General features: G+C 71.1%; 13 protein-coding genes. 10 read left to right on the forward strand and 3 right to left on the reverse strand.

Annotated features, from left to right (window positions below; translation table 11 throughout):
* Positions 1-7 precede the first annotated feature (7 nt).
* A complete protein-coding gene (locus AB0B33_RS02855; RefSeq protein ID WP_360766007.1) occupies positions 8-1,435 on the reverse strand; it encodes an aldehyde dehydrogenase family protein in 1,428 nt (475 codons plus the stop codon).
* 91 nt (positions 1,436-1,526) lie between these two features.
* On the opposite strand from AB0B33_RS02855, the gene AB0B33_RS02860 reads away from it, so the two are divergent.
* Together AB0B33_RS02860 and AB0B33_RS02865 are read left to right on the forward strand one after the other, a co-directional pair.
* A complete protein-coding gene (locus AB0B33_RS02860) occupies positions 1,527-2,111 on the forward strand; it encodes a TetR family transcriptional regulator (protein WP_360766010.1) in 585 nt (194 codons plus the stop codon).
* Positions 2,112-2,247: 136 nt separating this feature from the next.
* On the forward strand, positions 2,248-3,369 hold the full coding sequence (locus AB0B33_RS02865) for an aromatic ring-hydroxylating dioxygenase subunit alpha (RefSeq protein ID WP_360766013.1): 1,122 nt from the start codon (positions 2,248-2,250) through the stop codon (positions 3,367-3,369).
* Here the strand turns inward: AB0B33_RS02865 and AB0B33_RS02870 are convergent.
* Entirely contained in the window at positions 3,366-4,013 is a 648-nt protein-coding gene (locus AB0B33_RS02870; RefSeq protein ID WP_247019537.1) for a GntR family transcriptional regulator, read from the reverse strand. The genes AB0B33_RS02865 and AB0B33_RS02870 overlap by 4 nt on opposite strands.
* Before the next feature lie 57 nt (positions 4,014-4,070).
* On the opposite strand from AB0B33_RS02870, the gene glyA reads away from it, so the two are divergent.
* The 8 genes from glyA to AB0B33_RS02910 all read left to right on the forward strand — a co-directional run bounded on the left by glyA (position 4,071) and on the right by AB0B33_RS02910 (position 14,567).
* Positions 4,071-5,345: a serine hydroxymethyltransferase gene (glyA, locus tag AB0B33_RS02875; RefSeq protein WP_360766016.1), complete on the forward strand. Its 1,275-nt coding sequence runs from the start codon at positions 4,071-4,073 to the stop codon at positions 5,343-5,345.
* A complete protein-coding gene (locus AB0B33_RS02880; protein WP_360766018.1) occupies positions 5,342-6,556 on the forward strand; it encodes a sarcosine oxidase subunit beta family protein in 1,215 nt (404 codons plus the stop codon). The genes glyA and AB0B33_RS02880 overlap by 4 nt, the downstream gene beginning before the upstream one ends.
* Positions 6,557-6,565: 9 nt before the next feature.
* Positions 6,566-6,844 (forward strand): sarcosine oxidase subunit delta, encoded by a 279-nt coding sequence (locus AB0B33_RS02885; RefSeq protein ID WP_247019542.1) that lies wholly within the window; start codon positions 6,566-6,568, stop codon positions 6,842-6,844.
* Positions 6,841-9,378 carry a 2Fe-2S iron-sulfur cluster-binding protein gene (locus AB0B33_RS02890; protein WP_360766021.1) on the forward strand — a complete coding sequence of 846 codons (2,538 nt, stop codon included), beginning with the start codon at positions 6,841-6,843 and terminating at the stop codon, positions 9,376-9,378. The genes AB0B33_RS02885 and AB0B33_RS02890 overlap by 4 nt, the downstream gene beginning before the upstream one ends.
* Entirely contained in the window at positions 9,368-9,841 is a 474-nt protein-coding gene (locus tag AB0B33_RS02895) for a sarcosine oxidase subunit gamma family protein (protein ID WP_247019545.1), read from the forward strand. Before AB0B33_RS02890 ends, AB0B33_RS02895 begins: the two co-directional genes overlap by 11 nt.
* Positions 9,838-10,680, forward strand: coding sequence for a formyltetrahydrofolate deformylase (purU, locus tag AB0B33_RS02900; protein WP_247019547.1), 843 nt, complete (start codon positions 9,838-9,840; stop codon positions 10,678-10,680). The genes AB0B33_RS02895 and purU overlap by 4 nt, the downstream gene beginning before the upstream one ends.
* 11 nt (positions 10,681-10,691) lie before the next feature.
* On the forward strand, positions 10,692-13,118 hold the full coding sequence (locus tag AB0B33_RS02905; RefSeq protein ID WP_360766025.1) for an FAD-dependent oxidoreductase: 2,427 nt from the start codon (positions 10,692-10,694) through the stop codon (positions 13,116-13,118).
* A gap of 135 nt (positions 13,119-13,253) precedes the next feature.
* Positions 13,254-14,567: a trypsin-like peptidase domain-containing protein gene (locus AB0B33_RS02910; protein ID WP_360766028.1), complete on the forward strand. Its 1,314-nt coding sequence runs from the start codon at positions 13,254-13,256 to the stop codon at positions 14,565-14,567.
* Here AB0B33_RS02910 and AB0B33_RS02915 read toward each other — a convergent pair.
* Entirely contained in the window at positions 14,564-14,938 is a 375-nt protein-coding gene (locus tag AB0B33_RS02915) for a MarR family transcriptional regulator (protein ID WP_247019551.1), read from the reverse strand. The two genes, AB0B33_RS02910 and AB0B33_RS02915, sit on opposite strands and share 4 nt — an antisense overlap.
* Positions 14,939-14,952: the final 14 nt, after the last annotated feature.

A 14,952-nucleotide genomic window follows, 5' to 3' on the forward strand; every position in this document is an offset into this window, starting at 1 on the left:
GTGGGAGTCATCCCTTGAACCAGTGCTGCGGAACGGGATCGATGTTCTGGTAGACGTGCTTGCTCTCCTGGTACTCCGCGAGCCCGGACGGCCCGAGCTCGCGGCCGATGCCGGACTTCCCGAACCCGCCCCACTCCGCCTGCGGCAGGTAGGGGTGGTAGTCGTTGATCCACACGGTGCCGTGGCGCAGGGCCCCGGCGACGCGCTGGGCGCGGGACGCGTCGGACGTCCACACGGCTCCGGCGAGCCCGTACTCGGTGTCGTTGGCCAGCGCGATCGCGTCGGCCTCTTCGGCGAAGCGTTCCACGGTGACGACCGGGCCGAAGACCTCTTCCCGGACGATCGCCATGTCCCTGGTGCAGTCGGAAAACACGGTGGGGCGCAGGAAGAAACCGGTTTCGTACTCCGGTCCTTCGGGCCGCTTGCCGCCCGCCCGGAGCCGGGCGCCGTCCCGGACAGCGCTTTCGAGGTAGCCCTCGACCTTGGCGCGGTGCTGCGCCGAGACGAGCGGGCCCGTCTCGGTTTCCGGGTCCAAGCCGTTGCCGACCCGGATCCTGTCGGCGCGCGCGGCGAGGTCCGCCACGAACCGGTCATGGATTCCCTCTTGGACGATCAGGCGCGCGCCCGCCGAGCAGACCTGTCCCGAATGGACGAACGCGGCCATCAGCGCGTAGTCCAGGGCGGTGTCGTAGTCGGCGTCGGCGAAGACCACGTTCGGGTTCTTGCCGCCGAGTTCGAGGGCGACCCGGCGGACGCCCTTCGCGGCGGCGGCCATGATCTTCTCGCCGGTCGCGTAGCCGCCGGTGAAGGAGACCAGGTCGACGGCGGGGTGCTCGACCATCGCCGCGCCGACGTGGCCCGGGCCGAGCAGCAGGTTGACGACGCCGGGCGGCGCGCCGGCTTCGTCGAGCAGGGCGACCAGCTTGATCGTGGTCAGCGGCGTGACCTCGCTGGGTTTGAGCACCACGGTGTTGCCCGCGGCGAGGGCGGGGGCGACCTTCCAGGACATCTGCAGCAGCGGGTAGTTCCACGGCGCGATCAGCGCGCAGACGCCGACGGGCTCGTGCACGATCCGGCTGACGACGGTCGCGCTGCCGGCGTCGACCAGCCGGCCGGCGTCCTTGTCCGCGAGGTCGGCGTAGTAGCGGAAGACGTTCGTCACGTCGTCGATGTCGATGCGGCCTTCGCCCAGCGTCTTGCCGGTGTCGAGGCTCTCCGTGCGGGCCAGTTCCTCGCGGTCGCGAGCCAGCAGGCCGGCCACGCGGCGGAGCAGTTCGCCACGCTCGGTGGCGGTCGTCCGCCGCCACGGGCCCTCGTCGAAGGCTCTCCGCGCGGCCTGTACGGCGGCGTCGACCTCCTCGCGCCCGGCTACGGCGACCTGCTCGATCACCTCGCCGGTCGCGGGGTTGAGTACGTCGAGGTAACGGTCCGTCATGCCGCCCTTCCCGGATCGGTAGTGGCTGCTGGGTGCCTGGAGTGCGTACATTTGTACGCGAAGCGTGTACAGATGTCCACAAGGGGGCTCGATGGCGAAGAGCGAACCCGGCGCGACGAGGCGCCGCGGTCCGAACGACCCGGACCGGCGGGCCCGGATCGCCAAGGCGGCGATCGAGGTCGTCGCCCAGCGGGGGATCGACGGGGTCACGCACCGCTCGGTCGCGGCGGCGGCCGGTGTCCCGCTCGGCTCGACGACCTACCACTTCGCGACGCTGGACGACCTCCTGGAGGTCGCCCTGCACGAGGCGGCCGAGAAGAACGTCCACGCGCTGAAGGAGTGGGAGTCGGCGCTCCCGCCGGACGCCGACTTCGCCGCGGCGCTCGCCGACCTGGTCATGGGCTACATCAACGAGCAGTACCGCGACACCGTCGTCGAGTACGACCTGTACGTCGCCGCCCTGCACCGGCCGGCGCTGCGCAAGGCGAGCGCGGCCTGGGACGAGGCGCTCATCGCGTTCTTCGGCAGCCGCACGGACCCGCTCACCGGCCGGCTCCTGGCGGGGTTGTTCTGCGGCCTCCTGATGCAGGCGGCCCTGGCCGACCCCCGGCCGGGCCGCGCGGAGATCGAAACACTGTTCCGGCGGGCGATCGACGGCCCGGCCGCCTGTGGATAAGCCGCACTTTCACGTGAAAGTGCGGCTTGTCCACAGGGTTGACAGCCGCGCGTGGTGGCAGTCACTCTGTTCCGGACTGGGCAACAAGACGCGTTCTGCGCAACTCCCGAACTGATCCGCGGAGAGGACCACGCCGGTGACCGCAATCGATCTCCCGCCGAGCCTGCTCGCCACGCTGCCGGGTGCCGCCTACACCGACCCGGCGATCTTCGCGCTGGAACAGGCGAAGATCTTCGAGGCGGACTGGTTCTGCGCCGTGCGCAGCGCCGACCTCGCCGGGCCCGGGGCGTTCGAGACCGTGCAGGTCGGCAAGGAGAGCGTGCTCGTCTCACGGGGCCGCGACGGCAAGCTCACCGCGTTCCTCAACGTCTGCCGCCACCGCGGCGCCCGGCTGTGCACGGCGGAAAGCGGGACGGTCAAGCGCGCCTTCCAGTGCCCGTACCACGCCTGGACGTACGGGCTCGACGGCAAACTGGTCGCCGCGCCCAACCTCACCGGGATGCCGGACGTCGACCGCACCGAGTTCGGCCTCACGAAGGTCCACCTGCGCGAGTGGCTCGGCTACGCCTGGGTCTGCCTGGCCGACGAGCCGCCGCCGTTCGACGGCAGCGTCGTCGCCGCGGTCACCGAACGGCTCGGCGGCGCGGAGGCGATCGAGGCGTACGGCGTCGACGGGCTCGCCCTCGGCAAGCGCATCGAGTACGACGTGAAGGCGAACTGGAAGCAGATCATCGAGAACTTCATGGAGTGCTACCACTGCGCGACGATCCACCCCGAGCTCACCGAGGTGCTCCCGGAGTTCGCCGACGGCTACGCCGCGCAGTACTACGTCGGCCACGGCGCCGAGTTCGGCGGTGACGTCCGGGGCTTCACCATCGACGGCAGCGAGGGCGTCGACCGCCTCCCCGGTGTCACCGCGGACCAGGACCGCAAGTACTACGCCATCACCATCCGCCCGCAGGTGTTCGTCAACCTGGTGCCGGACCACGTGATCCTGCACCGGATGTTCCCGCTGGCCCCGGACCGGACGCTGGTGCGGTGCGACTGGCTGTACCTGCCCGGCGTCGTCGAGTCCGGCCGCGACCTGTCCCGCTCGGTCGAGCTCTTCCACCGCGTCAACCTGCAGGACTTCGAGGCGTGCGAACGCTGCCAGCTCGCGATGGACTCGCGCTCCTACGTCAACGGCGGGGTGCTCGTGCCCAGCGAGCACCACATCGGCGAGTTCCACGACTGGGTCCGCGGGCGGTTGAGCCGCTAGATCAGTGCCCGGATGGCGGCCTCGAACCCGGTGACGTGCGCCAGCGTCAGCGCGGCCGCCTTCTCGGCGTCGCCCTCGATGATCGCGGTGAGGAGCGGGACGTGCTCGTCGACGTGGCCGGCCATCCCGGACAGCCGGGGTACGAACACGCCCCAGATCCGGGTCGCGAGGTTGTCGTACCGGATCAGGGTGTCTTCGAGGAACGGGTTGTGCACGCACCGGTAGATCGCCCGGTGCAGGGCGAGGTCGGTGCGCAGCAGCTCCGCGTTGTCCCCGGCCGGGACGCCGGCGTCGAGCCGCGCGCGCAGCTCGGTCAGGGTCGCGCGGTCGGCCGCGGTCGCGCGCCCGGCCGCGGCGGCCGTCGCCATCGGCTCCAGCGTGCGCCGGACCTCGGAGATGTGTGCGAGGTCGGAGATGTTGACGTCGGTGGCGAACGTCCCGCGCCGCGGGTAGGCGACGACCAGCCGCTCGGACTCCAGGCGTTTGAGCGCCTCGCGGATCGGCGTGCGGCCCATGCCGAGCGCGGTGCCGAGCTCCTCTTCGTTGATGGGCGAGCCCGGCGGGATGTCGAGCATGACGAGCCGGTCGCGGGCGAACTGGTACGCCTGTTCGGCCAGTGAGGGGGGATTGACCTGGGGGTGCACGCCGCTTAGCCTACATCGACGATTGATATATCAGAAGTCGACCACGAAAGGTTCGCCATGACCGCGACGCTCGGCTCAGCGCTCAACCGGTCCCTGGCCGACTACGACCCGGCAGTGGCCGAAGCGATCGGTGCCGAACTGCACCGGCAGCGGACGACGCTCGAGATGATCGCTTCCGAGAACTTCGCCCCGCTCAGCGTGCTGCAGGCCCAGGGCTCGGTGCTCACGAACAAGTACGCCGAGGGCTACCCGGGCCGCCGCTACTACGGCGGTTGCGAGCACGTCGACGTCCTCGAATCGCTGGCCATCGACCGGGTCAAGGCCCTGTTCGGCGCGGGCTTCGCCAACGTCCAGCCGCACTCGGGTGCCCAGGCCAACGCCGCCGCGATGGCCGCGCTGCTCAAGCCGGGCGACAAGATCCTCGGCCTCTCGCTCGCCCACGGCGGGCACCTGACGCACGGCATGCGGATCAACTTCTCCGGCCTGCTCTACGACGTCGCCGCGTACGAAGTGTCCGAAAAGGACTACCGCGTGGACCTGGCCGAGGTCGCGCGGCTGGCCCGTGAGCACCGGCCCAAGCTGATCATCGCCGGCTGGTCCGCGTACCCCCGGCACTTGGACTTCGCCCGCTTCCGCGAGATCGCCGACGAGGTCGGCGCGTACCTGATGGTCGACATGGCGCACTTCGCCGGCCTGGTCGCGGCGGGCCTGCACCCCTCGCCGGTGCCCCACGCGCACGTCACGACGACGACCACGCACAAGACCCTCGGCGGCCCGCGCGGCGGCGTGGTCCTGACGAACGACGCGGGCCTGGCCAAGAAGGTCAACTCCGCCGTCTTCCCCGGTCAGCAGGGTGGCCCGCTCGAACACGTCATCGCGGCCAAGGCCGTCGCGTTCAAGATGGCGGCCGAGCCGGAGTTCGCCGAACGCCAGCGGCGGACCCTGCGTGGCGCGAAGATCCTGGCCGGGCGGCTGCTGACCGAGCCGGGGATCTCGGTGCTGACCGGCGGCACCGACGTCCACCTGGTGCTCGTCGACCTGCGCGGCTCCGAGCTGGACGGCAAGCAGGCCGAGGACCGGCTGCACGAGGTCGGCATCACGGTGAACCGCAACGCCGTCCCGTTCGACCCGCGGCCGCCGATGGTCACCTCCGGCCTGCGGATCGGCACCCCGGCGCTGGCCACCCGCGGGTTCGGGGACGCCGAGTTCCGCGAGGCCGCCGACGTCATCGCCGAGGCGCTCGAACCCGGCCGCGACGCCGAACGGCTGCGGGCCCGCGTCACCGCGCTCGCCGAAGCGTTCCCGCTGTACCCCTCGGAGGAGACCCGATGACCGACCTGCCGGAGCACCCGGACTTCCTCTGGGACGACCCCGAGCCGAAGAAGACCTACGACGTCGTCGTGGTCGGCGGCGGCGGGCACGGGCTCGCCACCGCGTACTACCTGGCCAAGGTGCACGGCATCACGAACATCGCCGTCCTGGAGAAGGGCTGGCTCGCCGGCGGGAACATGGCCCGCAACACCACGATCATCCGCTCCAACTACCTCTGGGACGAGAGCTCCGGCATCTACGAGCACTCCCTCAAGCTGTGGGAAGGGCTCGAAGAGGACCTCGGCTACCCGATCCTGTTCAGCCAGCGCGGGGTGCTGAACCTGGCGCACAGCCTGCAGGACGTCCGCGACAGCGTCCGCCGCGTCGAAGCCAACAAGCTCAACGGCATCGACGCCGAGTGGGTGGACGCCGACGGCGTCAAGGAGCTCTGCCCGATCGTCAACACCGCGCCGGACGTGCGCTACCCGGTGCTCGGCGCGACCTTCCAACCCCGCGCGGGCATCGCCAAGCACGACTACGTGGCCTGGGGTTTCGCCCGAGCCGCGCACGAAATGGGCGTGGACCTGATCCAGAACTGCGAGGTCACCGGGATCTCCACAGTGGACGGCCGGGTCACCGGCGTCGAGACGACGCGGGGCCGGATCGCCGCGGGGAAGGTGGCGCTGTGCGCGGCCGGGCACACGTCGGTGCTGGCCCGCATGGTCGGCCTGGACCTGCCGCTGACGTCGCACCCGTTGCAGGCGCTGGTCTCCGAACTGCTGGAGCCGATCCACCCGACGGTCGTCATGTCGAACGCCGTGCACGTCTACGTTTCCCAGGCGCACAAGGGCGAACTCGTGATGGGCGCGGGCATCGACAGCTACAACGGCTACGGCCAGCGCGGCTCGTTCCACATCATCGAGGAGCAGATGGCGGCCGCGCTCGAGCTGTTCCCGGTGTTCGCGCGGGCGCACCTGCTGCGGACGTGGGCCGGGATCGTCGACGTCAGCCCGGACGCGTCGCCGATCGTCGGGCTCACCCCGGTGGAGAACCTGTTCCTCAACTGCGGCTGGGGCACCGGCGGCTTCAAGGCCACGCCCGGGGTCGGCGACGTCTTCGCCGCGACCATCGCGCGGGGCAAGCCGCACGAGTACGCCGAACCCTTCACCCTCGACCGGTTCACCACCGGTGCCCTCGTCGACGAGCACGGCGCCGCCGCCGTGGCCCACTAGGAGCCCTTGATGCAGCTCATTCCGTGCCCGTGGTGCGGGCCACGCGAGGAAGCCGAATTCCACTACGGCGGCCAAGCGCACGTCGCCTACCCGGCGGACCCGTCGGCACTGTCCGATGAGGACTGGGCGAAGTTCGTCTTCTTCCGCGAGAACCCGAGCGGACCGTTTGCCGAGCGCTGGAGCCACTCCGCGGGCTGCCGCCGGTGGTTCAACGCCGTCCGCGACACCCGCACCCACGACCTGAAGGCCGTCTACCGCCTCGACGAGCCCCGGCCGGTGATCTCATGACCCGGCTCTCCGGCGTCCCGCTCAAGTTCACCTTCGACGGCCGCGAGCTGACCGGTTTCCTCGGCGACACCCTGGCGTCCGCGTTGCTGGCCAACGGCATCCACCAGGTCGCGACCAGCATCACCCACGGGCGGCCGCGCGGCATCTTCGCCGCCGGCGTCGAGGACTCGAACGCCTTGGTGCAGATCGAAAAGCCGTTCCCGGAGCCGATGCTGTCGGCGACGACGGTCGAGCTGTACGACGGCCTGGCGGCCCGCGGCCTGCGCGGCCAGGGCCGGCTTGCCACCGAACCGGACCCGGCGCGGTACGACGCCAAGCACGCCCACTGCGACGTCCTGGTCATCGGCGCCGGCCCCGCCGGGCTCGCCGCCGCCCGCGCCGCCTCCGGCCGGGTCCTGCTCGTGGACGACCAGCCCGGCGGCGAAGCTCCCGATGGCGTCCGGTTCCTCTCGCGCACCACGGCGTTCGGCGTCTACGACGACGGGTTCGTGCTGGCCTTGGAGCGCCGGGGCGAGCCCGCCGCGCCCGAACGGATCTCGCGGCAGCGTATCTGGCGGATCCGGGCGAAGCGGATCGTCATCGCGACCGGCGCCCACGAGCGGCCGATCGTGTTCCCGGACAACGACCGCCCGGGCATCATGCTCGCCGGGGCCGCGCGCACGTACCTGAACCGCTACGGCGTCCTGGCCGGTCGGCGGGTGGTCGTGTTCACCACCAACGACTCCGCGCTCGACGCCGCCTCCGACCTGGCCGCGGCCGGCGCCGAGATCGTGCGGATCGTCGACGCCCGCGAGGGCTACGGCGTCATCGGCACCGACGGCGGCTCCCACATCACCGCCGCCCACGTGGCGAAGCTGGGCTCGCTGGAAGGCGAGCGGGTGCCGTGCGACCTGCTGCTCGTGTCCGGCGGCTGGAACCCGGTCGTGCACCTCTACAGCCAAGCCCGCGGCACCCTCCGGTACGACGCCGGGCTGGGTGCGTACGTCCCGGACGGCTCACTCCCGGACGTGAGCGTCGTGGGGGCCGCCGCGGGGGAGGGGCTGCCGGAGACGATGGTGCTCTGGCAGGTGCCCGCGCCGGAGGCGCAAGTGGACACGCGGTTCGTGGACCAGCAGCGCGACGCCACCGTGTCCGACGTCCTGCGCGCCACCGGCGCCGGACTGCGGTCGCTGGAGCACATCAAGCGCTACACGACCATCGGCACCGCGCACGACCAGGGCAAGACGTCCGGCTTGCTCGCCGCCGGCATCACCGCCGAGGCCCTCGGCACCGACCTGGCGACGCAGCGTCCCACGACGTTCCGGCCGCCGTACACGCCGGTGCCGTTCGCCGCGCTGGCCGGGCGCCACCGCGGCGAGCTGCACGACCCCGTGCGCGTCACCACGATCCACCCGTGGCACGTCGAGCACGGCGCCGAGTTCGAGAACGTCGGCCAGTGGAAGCGCCCGTGGTACTACCCGCGGCCCGGCGAGTCGATGCACGACGCCGTGCGGCGCGAGTGCCGCGCCGCGCGCACGGACGTCGCGCTGATGGACGGGTCCACGCTGGGCAAGATCGACGTCCAGGGCCCAGACGCCGGGTGGTTCCTCGACATGCTCTACACGAACGTGATGAGCACCCTGAAGATCGGCCGCATCCGCTACGGCGTGATGTGCGGGCTCGACGGCATGGTGATCGACGACGGCACGGTCATCCGCATCGCCGAAAACCGTTTCCTGCTCACCACGACGACCGGCAACGCGGCGATGGTCCTGGAGTGGATGGAGGAGTGGCTGCAGACGGAATGGCCGCACCTGAACGTGTTCGCGACGTCGGTCACCGAACACTGGACCACCATTCCCCTGGTCGGCCCGCGCTCGCGGGAAGTCCTCGGCCGCCTGGCGCCGGACCTCGACGTCTCCAACGAGGCCTTCGGGTTCATGACCTGGCAGGACGCCGAAGTCGCCGGACTCGCCGCGCGGGTCTGCCGGATCAGCTTCTCCGGCGAGCTGGCCTACGAGATCAACGTCCCGTCGTGGCACGGACCCGCGCTCTGGCAGTCCCTGGTGGACGAAGGAGCGACACCGTACGGCACCGAGACCATGCACGTCCTGCGCGCCGAGAAGGGCTACCCGATCATCGGCCAGGACACCGACGGCACGGTCACCCCGCAGGACCTCGGCATGTCCTGGGTGGTGTCGAAGAAGAAGGCCGACTTCATCGGCAAGCGCTCCTTCGCCCGCGCCGAGAACAACCGCCCCGACCGCAAGCAGTTCGTCGGTTTGCTCCCGGTCGACCCTTCGGTGCTGCTGCCGGAAGGTTCGCAGATCATCGAGTCCGACGTCGTGCCCGAACCGCCGGTGCGGATGCTCGGCCACGTCACCTCCAGCTACGACAGCGCCGCCCTCGGCCGCACCTTCGCGCTGGCGTTGGTGCGGTCGGGCCGCGAGCGCATCGGCGAGACGCTGTACGTGCCGGTCGGCGACCGGGTCGTGCCGGTGACCGTCACCGAATCCGTCCTCTTCGACAAGGAAGGAGCCCGCCGTGACGGTTGACGCGGTCGACGAACCGTTCCGCACCCAGCTCACCGTGCGCCTCCGCGCCGGGCGCACGTTGCTCGGCGTCGCCCTGCCCGCCCCCTGCACGTTCACCAGCGGCAACGGCGTCGACATCCTCTGGATGGGCCCCGACGAGTACCTGGTCCTGGGACCCGCACTTTCACGTGAAAGTGCCGACCTGGAAGCCGCACTTTCACGTGAAAGTGCGGCCGTCGTGGACGTGTCGGCGCAGCGCAACGTCGTGCGGCTGACCGGGGCGCACGCCCGGGACGTCCTGGCGCACGGGTGCTCGATCGATCTCGAGACGGCGCCGCCGGGGACCTGTGTGCAGACCCTCCTGGCGCGGACGGGGATCGTGCTCATGGTCCGGGAAGAAGGCTTCACGATCCTCGTGCGGCAGTCCTTTTCGGACTACTTCCACGCGTGGCTGGCCGACGCCAGCCGGGAGTACGTCTCATGACTTTCACCCTGACGCTCAAGTGCCCCGAACGCTCGGGCATCGTGCACGCCGTCACGACGTTCCTCGTCGGGCAGGGCTGCGACATCGTCGAGCACCAGCAGTTCGACGACGACGTCCGCGGCTCGCTTTTCCTGCGCACGTCGTTCACCTGCACCGAACCGGCCACGGTGGACGACCTGACCCGCGCGTTCGCCCCGGTGGCCGGCGACTTCGGGATGGAGTTCGGGTTCTCCGGCGGCACGCCGCCCCGGATCCTCGTGATGGTCTCGAAGTTCGGGCACTGCCTCAACGACCTGCTCTTCCGCTGGCGCGCGGGCGGCCTCGGCGCCGAGATCGCCGTGGTCGTCTCGAACCACGAAGACCTGCGCCCGATGGCGGAGGCGGCGGGCGTTCCGTTCGTGCACGTCCCGGTCACGGCGGACACCAAGGCGGAAGCCGAGCAGCGGCTGCTCGACCTGGTCGGGGAGTACGAGGCCGACCTCGTCGTGCTCGCGCGGTACATGCAGGTGCTCTCCGACGGGCTCTGCCGCAAGCTCGAAGGCCGCGCGATCAACATCCACCACTCGTTCCTGCCCGGGTTCAAGGGCGCCAAGCCCTACCACCAGGCCTACGACCGCGGCGTCAAGTACGTCGGCGCGACCGCGCACTACGTCACGCCCGACCTCGACGAGGGCCCGATCATCGAGCAGGAGGTCCAGCGCGTCGACCACACGTACTCACCGCGCGAGCTCGTGACCGTCGGCCGCGACGCCGAAGCCCTCGCCCTCTCGCGTGCGGTCCGCTGGCACTGCGAGCGCCGCGTCCTGCTCAACGGCAACAGCACCGTCGTCTTCCGGTAAAGGAGTCCGCCATGAGCGCACCGAAAGTCGTGATCATCGGCGCCGGCATCGTCGGCGCGAACCTGGCCGACGAGCTGACCGCCCGCGGCTGGTCCGACGTCACCGTGCTCGACCGCGGCCCGCTGCCGCGCACCGGCGGGTCGACGTCGCACGCGCCCGGCCTGGTGTTCCAGACCAACGCGTCCAAGGCGATGACGGACTTCGCGCGGTACACCGTCGAGAAGTTCCTGACCCTGGACTGCTTCCTGCCGGTCGGCGGCATGGAGGTCGCGACGACGCCGGCCCGCTGGGAGGACCTCAAGCGCAAGCACGGCTGGGCGACGTCGTGGGGCGTGCCCGGGCAGCTGATCGACGCCGCCGAGTGCGTCCACCGCTGGCCGCTCCTCGACGGCTCGCAGGTGTTCGGCGCGCTGCACACCCCGACCGACGGGCTGGCGCGCGCGGCGAAGGCCGTCGAGGTGCTGGCCGCGCGGGCGACCGGGCGGGGAGCCCGGTTCATCGGGTCCACCACGGTCACCGACGTCCGGCAGGAGCGCGGGCGGGTCACCGGCGTCCGGACCGACCAGGGCGACTTCCCCGCCGACGTCGTCGTTTCCTGCGCCGGGTTCTGGGGCCGGGAAATCGGCGCGATGGCGGGCATGGACGTCCCGCTGCTGCCGCTGGCGCACCAGTACGCGAAGACCGGGCCGGTCGCCGAACTCGCCGGGCGCAACACCGAGGAGGTCGAGGCGAGCCTGCCGATCCTGCGGCACCAGGACCAGGACCTGTACTTCCGCGAGCACGTCGACCGGATCGGCATCGGCTCCTACGCGCACCGGCCGATGCCGGTCGAGGAGTCCACATTGGACCACTCGGTGACGGAGACGGCGATGCCGTCGATGCTGCCGTTCACCGAGGACGACTTCGCGCCGTCGTGGGCGCAGAGCAAGCTGCTGCTGCCCGCGCTGCGGCAGACCAAGGTCGAGGAGGGCTTCAACGGCATCTTCTCCTTCACCCCGGACGGCCAGTCGCTGGTCGGCGAATCGGCCGACGTCCGCGGGTTCTGGCTGGCCGAGGCGATCTGGGTGACGCACTCGGCGGGCATCGCGAAGGCGGTCGCCGAACTGCTCGTCGCCGGGCATTCCGAAGTGGACACCCACGAGATCGACGTCCACCGCTTCGAGGACGTCCAGCTCGCGCCCTCGTACGTGCGGGAGACCGCGCAGCAGAGCTTCGTCGAGGTCTACGACGTCCTGCACCCCTTGCAGCCCAAACTTTCCCCGCGAGACCTGCGCGTGACGCCGTTCCACGCCCGGCAGCGCGAGCTGGGCGCGGTGTTCCTGGAGGCGGGCGGCTGGGAGCGGCCGCACTGGTTCGAGGCCAACGCGCCGCTGCTGAAGAAGCTGCCGCACGACGCGCTGCCGCCGGCCAGGGACGTGTGGTCGGCGCAGTTCCACTCGCCGATCGCGGCGGCCGAGGCGTGGCACACGCGCAACGGCGTTGCGCTGTACGACATGACGCCGTTGAAGCGCGTGGAGATCAGCGGGCCGGGGTCCCTGGCGTTCCTGCAGTCGCTGACCACGAACCAGCTCGACAAGTCGGTCGGCTCGGTGACCTACACGCTGATGCTCGACCACGCCGGCGGCATCCGCAGCGACGTCACGGTGGCGCGGCTCGCACCGGAGCTGTTCCAGGTCGGCATCAACGGGAACATCGACGTCGACCACTTCGTCAAGCACGCGCCGCCCGGGGTTCAGGTGCGGGACACGACCGGCGGGACGTGCTGCGCCGGCGTCTGGGGCCCGCTGGCGCGGGACCTCGTGCAGCCGTTGAGCGCCGAGGACTTCTCGCACGCCGGGCTGAAGTACTTCCGGGCGCGCCGGGCACGGATCGCCGGGGTGCCGGTGGTCGCGATGCGACTGTCCTATGTGGGCGAGCTGGGCTGGGAGATCTACACGAGCGCGGACAACGGCCTGCGGCTGTGGGACGCGCTGTGGGCGGCCGGGCAGCCGCTCGGGGTGATCGCGGCCGGGCGGGCGGCGTTCAACAGCCTGCGGCTGGAGAAGGGCTACCGGCTGTGGGGCACCGACATGACGACCGAGCACGACCCGTACGAGGCCGGCGTCGACTTCGCGGTGCGCCCGGCGAAGGGGGAGTTCCTGGGCCGGGACGCGATCGAGGGCCGGACGCCGTCGCGGCGGCTGCGGTGCCTGACGATCGACGACGGCCGCACGGTGGTGCTGGGCAAGGAACCGGTGTTCGTCGACGGCGTGGCTTCGGGCTACGTCACGAGCGCGGCGTACGGGTACACCGTGGGGCGGCCGATCGCCTACGCGTGGCTCCCGGCGTCGGCGGACGTCGGCAGCAGCGTGGAGATCGAGTACTTCGGCCGCCGGGTCGCGGCCACGGTGGCCGCCGAGCCGCTGGTCGACCCCGGCATGGAGCGGATCCGGCGGTGAGGGTGACCCGGGGGTGGTTACCGGCTGGGGGCGCCGGGTAAATCCACAGCAAGTCCATGGAAAGGCGCCAGGAAATTCTCAGGAACCCGGCGTTTCCTGGAGGGGCCGGAGGCTTGTCGAGGGCTGGAGCTGTGCATGAGCGAGTACGACCGAGAACCGCGAGGCGACGGGTACCCGTACGGCTACTACCAGCAACCCGCCGACCGGCAGTACTACGGCCAACCCGCCGGCCAGCAGTACCACGGCCGGCAGCAGTACTACGACCAGCCCCGTGACCAGTGGGGACGCCCGTACCCGCAGTACGCGCAGCCGATGTACCCGCCGCCGCCCGTGCCGGCGCCACCGCGGCGGCACCCACTGCGGGCGCTGAGCCTCACCGTGGTCGCGATCGCGCTGGCCGTGGTCGCCGGCCTCGGCATCGGGCACCTGATCGCGGACGCGAACAGCCCCACCGCGAGCGGCAACCAGAACTTCGGCTTTTCCGGCCGGCCCAGCGCGTCGCAGACGACCCTCGACGTCGCCGCCGTGTCGGCCAAGGTCAACCCGGCGATCGTGAACGTCGAAACCGAGCTCGGCCTGCAGGGCGCGGCCGCGGCGGGCACCGGCATCGTGCTGACGCCGGACGGCGAGGTGCTCACCAACAACCACGTCGTCGCCGGGGCGACCAGCATCAAGGTCACCAGCATCGGCACCGGCGACACCTACACGGCGGACGTCGTCGGCTACAGCCGCAGCGAAGACGTCGCGGTCCTGCAGCTGCGGAAGGCGTCCGGCCTGCCCACCGCCGTCATCGGCGACTCGTCGAAGGTCGCGGTCGGCGACCAGATCCTCGGCCTCGGCAACGCGGGCGGCAAGGGCGGCGACCCGGTGCCCGCACCCGGCACGGTGACCGCGCTCGACCAGTCGATCACGGCGTCCGACGAGTCCAGCGGCTCGTCCGAGCAGCTCAAGGGCCTGATCCAGGTCCGGGCGAACATCGAGTCGGGCGATTCCGGCGGCCCGCTGGTCAACGCGGACGCGCAGGTCATCGGCGTCGACACGGCCGCGTCCACCGGCTACCAGCTCAACGGCCGCCGCAGCGGCGGCACCGGCCAGGGCTTCGCGATCCCGATCAACCAGGCCGTCGACATCGCCCACCGGATCGTCGCGGGCACGGCGTCGGACACGGTCCACATCGGCAAGACGGCCTTCATCGGCGTCTCGGTCACCGACGGTCAGAGCGGCGCCCAGATCCGCCAGGTGGTCCCGCGCGGCCCGGCGCAGAAGGCGGGCCTGGCGGCGGGCGACGTCATCACGGCGATCGACGGCCGGCCGGTCGATTCCGCGACGACGTTGACGAACGTGCTGGACACCCACCACCCGGACGACCAGCTCACCTTGACGGTGACCACCGCGGGCGGAGCCCAGCGGCAGGTGCCGGTGACGGCGATCGAAGGCCCGGTCGGCTAGCGCAGGGTCTCGTTCAGCACTTCGCGGTGCGTCCGCTTCGCCGCGAGGTAGCGCTCACGGCCGGCGTCGGTGATTGTCACGAAGATGCCACGCCGGTCCACGTCGCACAGCGCGCGCTCGACCAGGCCTTCCTTCTCCAGCCGGGCGACCAGCCTCGAAGTGGCGCTCTGGCTCAGGTGGATGGCGCCGGTCAGGTCGGCCGAGCGGCACTTGAAGTCGCAGGTCGCGAGGCGCTCGAGGGCCTCGAACTCGTTCGCGCCGATCCCGTGGCGCTCCTGCAGGCGGCACTCGAGCGTGCTGAACACGGCCGAATAGCGCGCCAGCAGCTCGTGCCACTCCTGCACCAGGCCTTGCTCAGCGACGTCGCTCACGGCGACCAACCTAG

Origin of the sequence: Amycolatopsis sp. NPDC049159 (assembly GCF_040648295.1) — a bacterium.
Taxonomy (GTDB): domain Bacteria; phylum Actinomycetota; class Actinomycetes; order Mycobacteriales; family Pseudonocardiaceae; genus Amycolatopsis; species Amycolatopsis pretoriensis_A.

Bases quoted from the DNA above. Each gene is read 5' to 3' on its own strand.
- AB0B33_RS02855 (WP_360766007.1), bottom strand. From the start codon at position 1,435: ATGACGGACCGTTACCTCGACGTACTCAACCCCGCGACCGGCGAGGTG.
- AB0B33_RS02860 (WP_360766010.1), top strand. From the start codon at position 1,527: ATGGCGAAGAGCGAACCCGGCGCGACGAGGCGCCGCGGTCCGAACGAC.
- glyA (WP_360766016.1), top strand. From the start codon at position 4,071: ATGACCGCGACGCTCGGCTCAGCGCTCAACCGGTCCCTGGCCGACTAC.
- AB0B33_RS02880 (WP_360766018.1), top strand. From the start codon at position 5,342: ATGACCGACCTGCCGGAGCACCCGGACTTCCTCTGGGACGACCCCGAG.
- AB0B33_RS02885 (WP_247019542.1), top strand. From the start codon at position 6,566: ATGCAGCTCATTCCGTGCCCGTGGTGCGGGCCACGCGAGGAAGCCGAA.
- AB0B33_RS02890 (WP_360766021.1), top strand. From the start codon at position 6,841: ATGACCCGGCTCTCCGGCGTCCCGCTCAAGTTCACCTTCGACGGCCGC.
- purU (WP_247019547.1), top strand. From the start codon at position 9,838: ATGACTTTCACCCTGACGCTCAAGTGCCCCGAACGCTCGGGCATCGTG.
- AB0B33_RS02905 (WP_360766025.1), top strand. From the start codon at position 10,692: ATGAGCGCACCGAAAGTCGTGATCATCGGCGCCGGCATCGTCGGCGCG.
- AB0B33_RS02910 (WP_360766028.1), top strand. From the start codon at position 13,254: ATGAGCGAGTACGACCGAGAACCGCGAGGCGACGGGTACCCGTACGGC.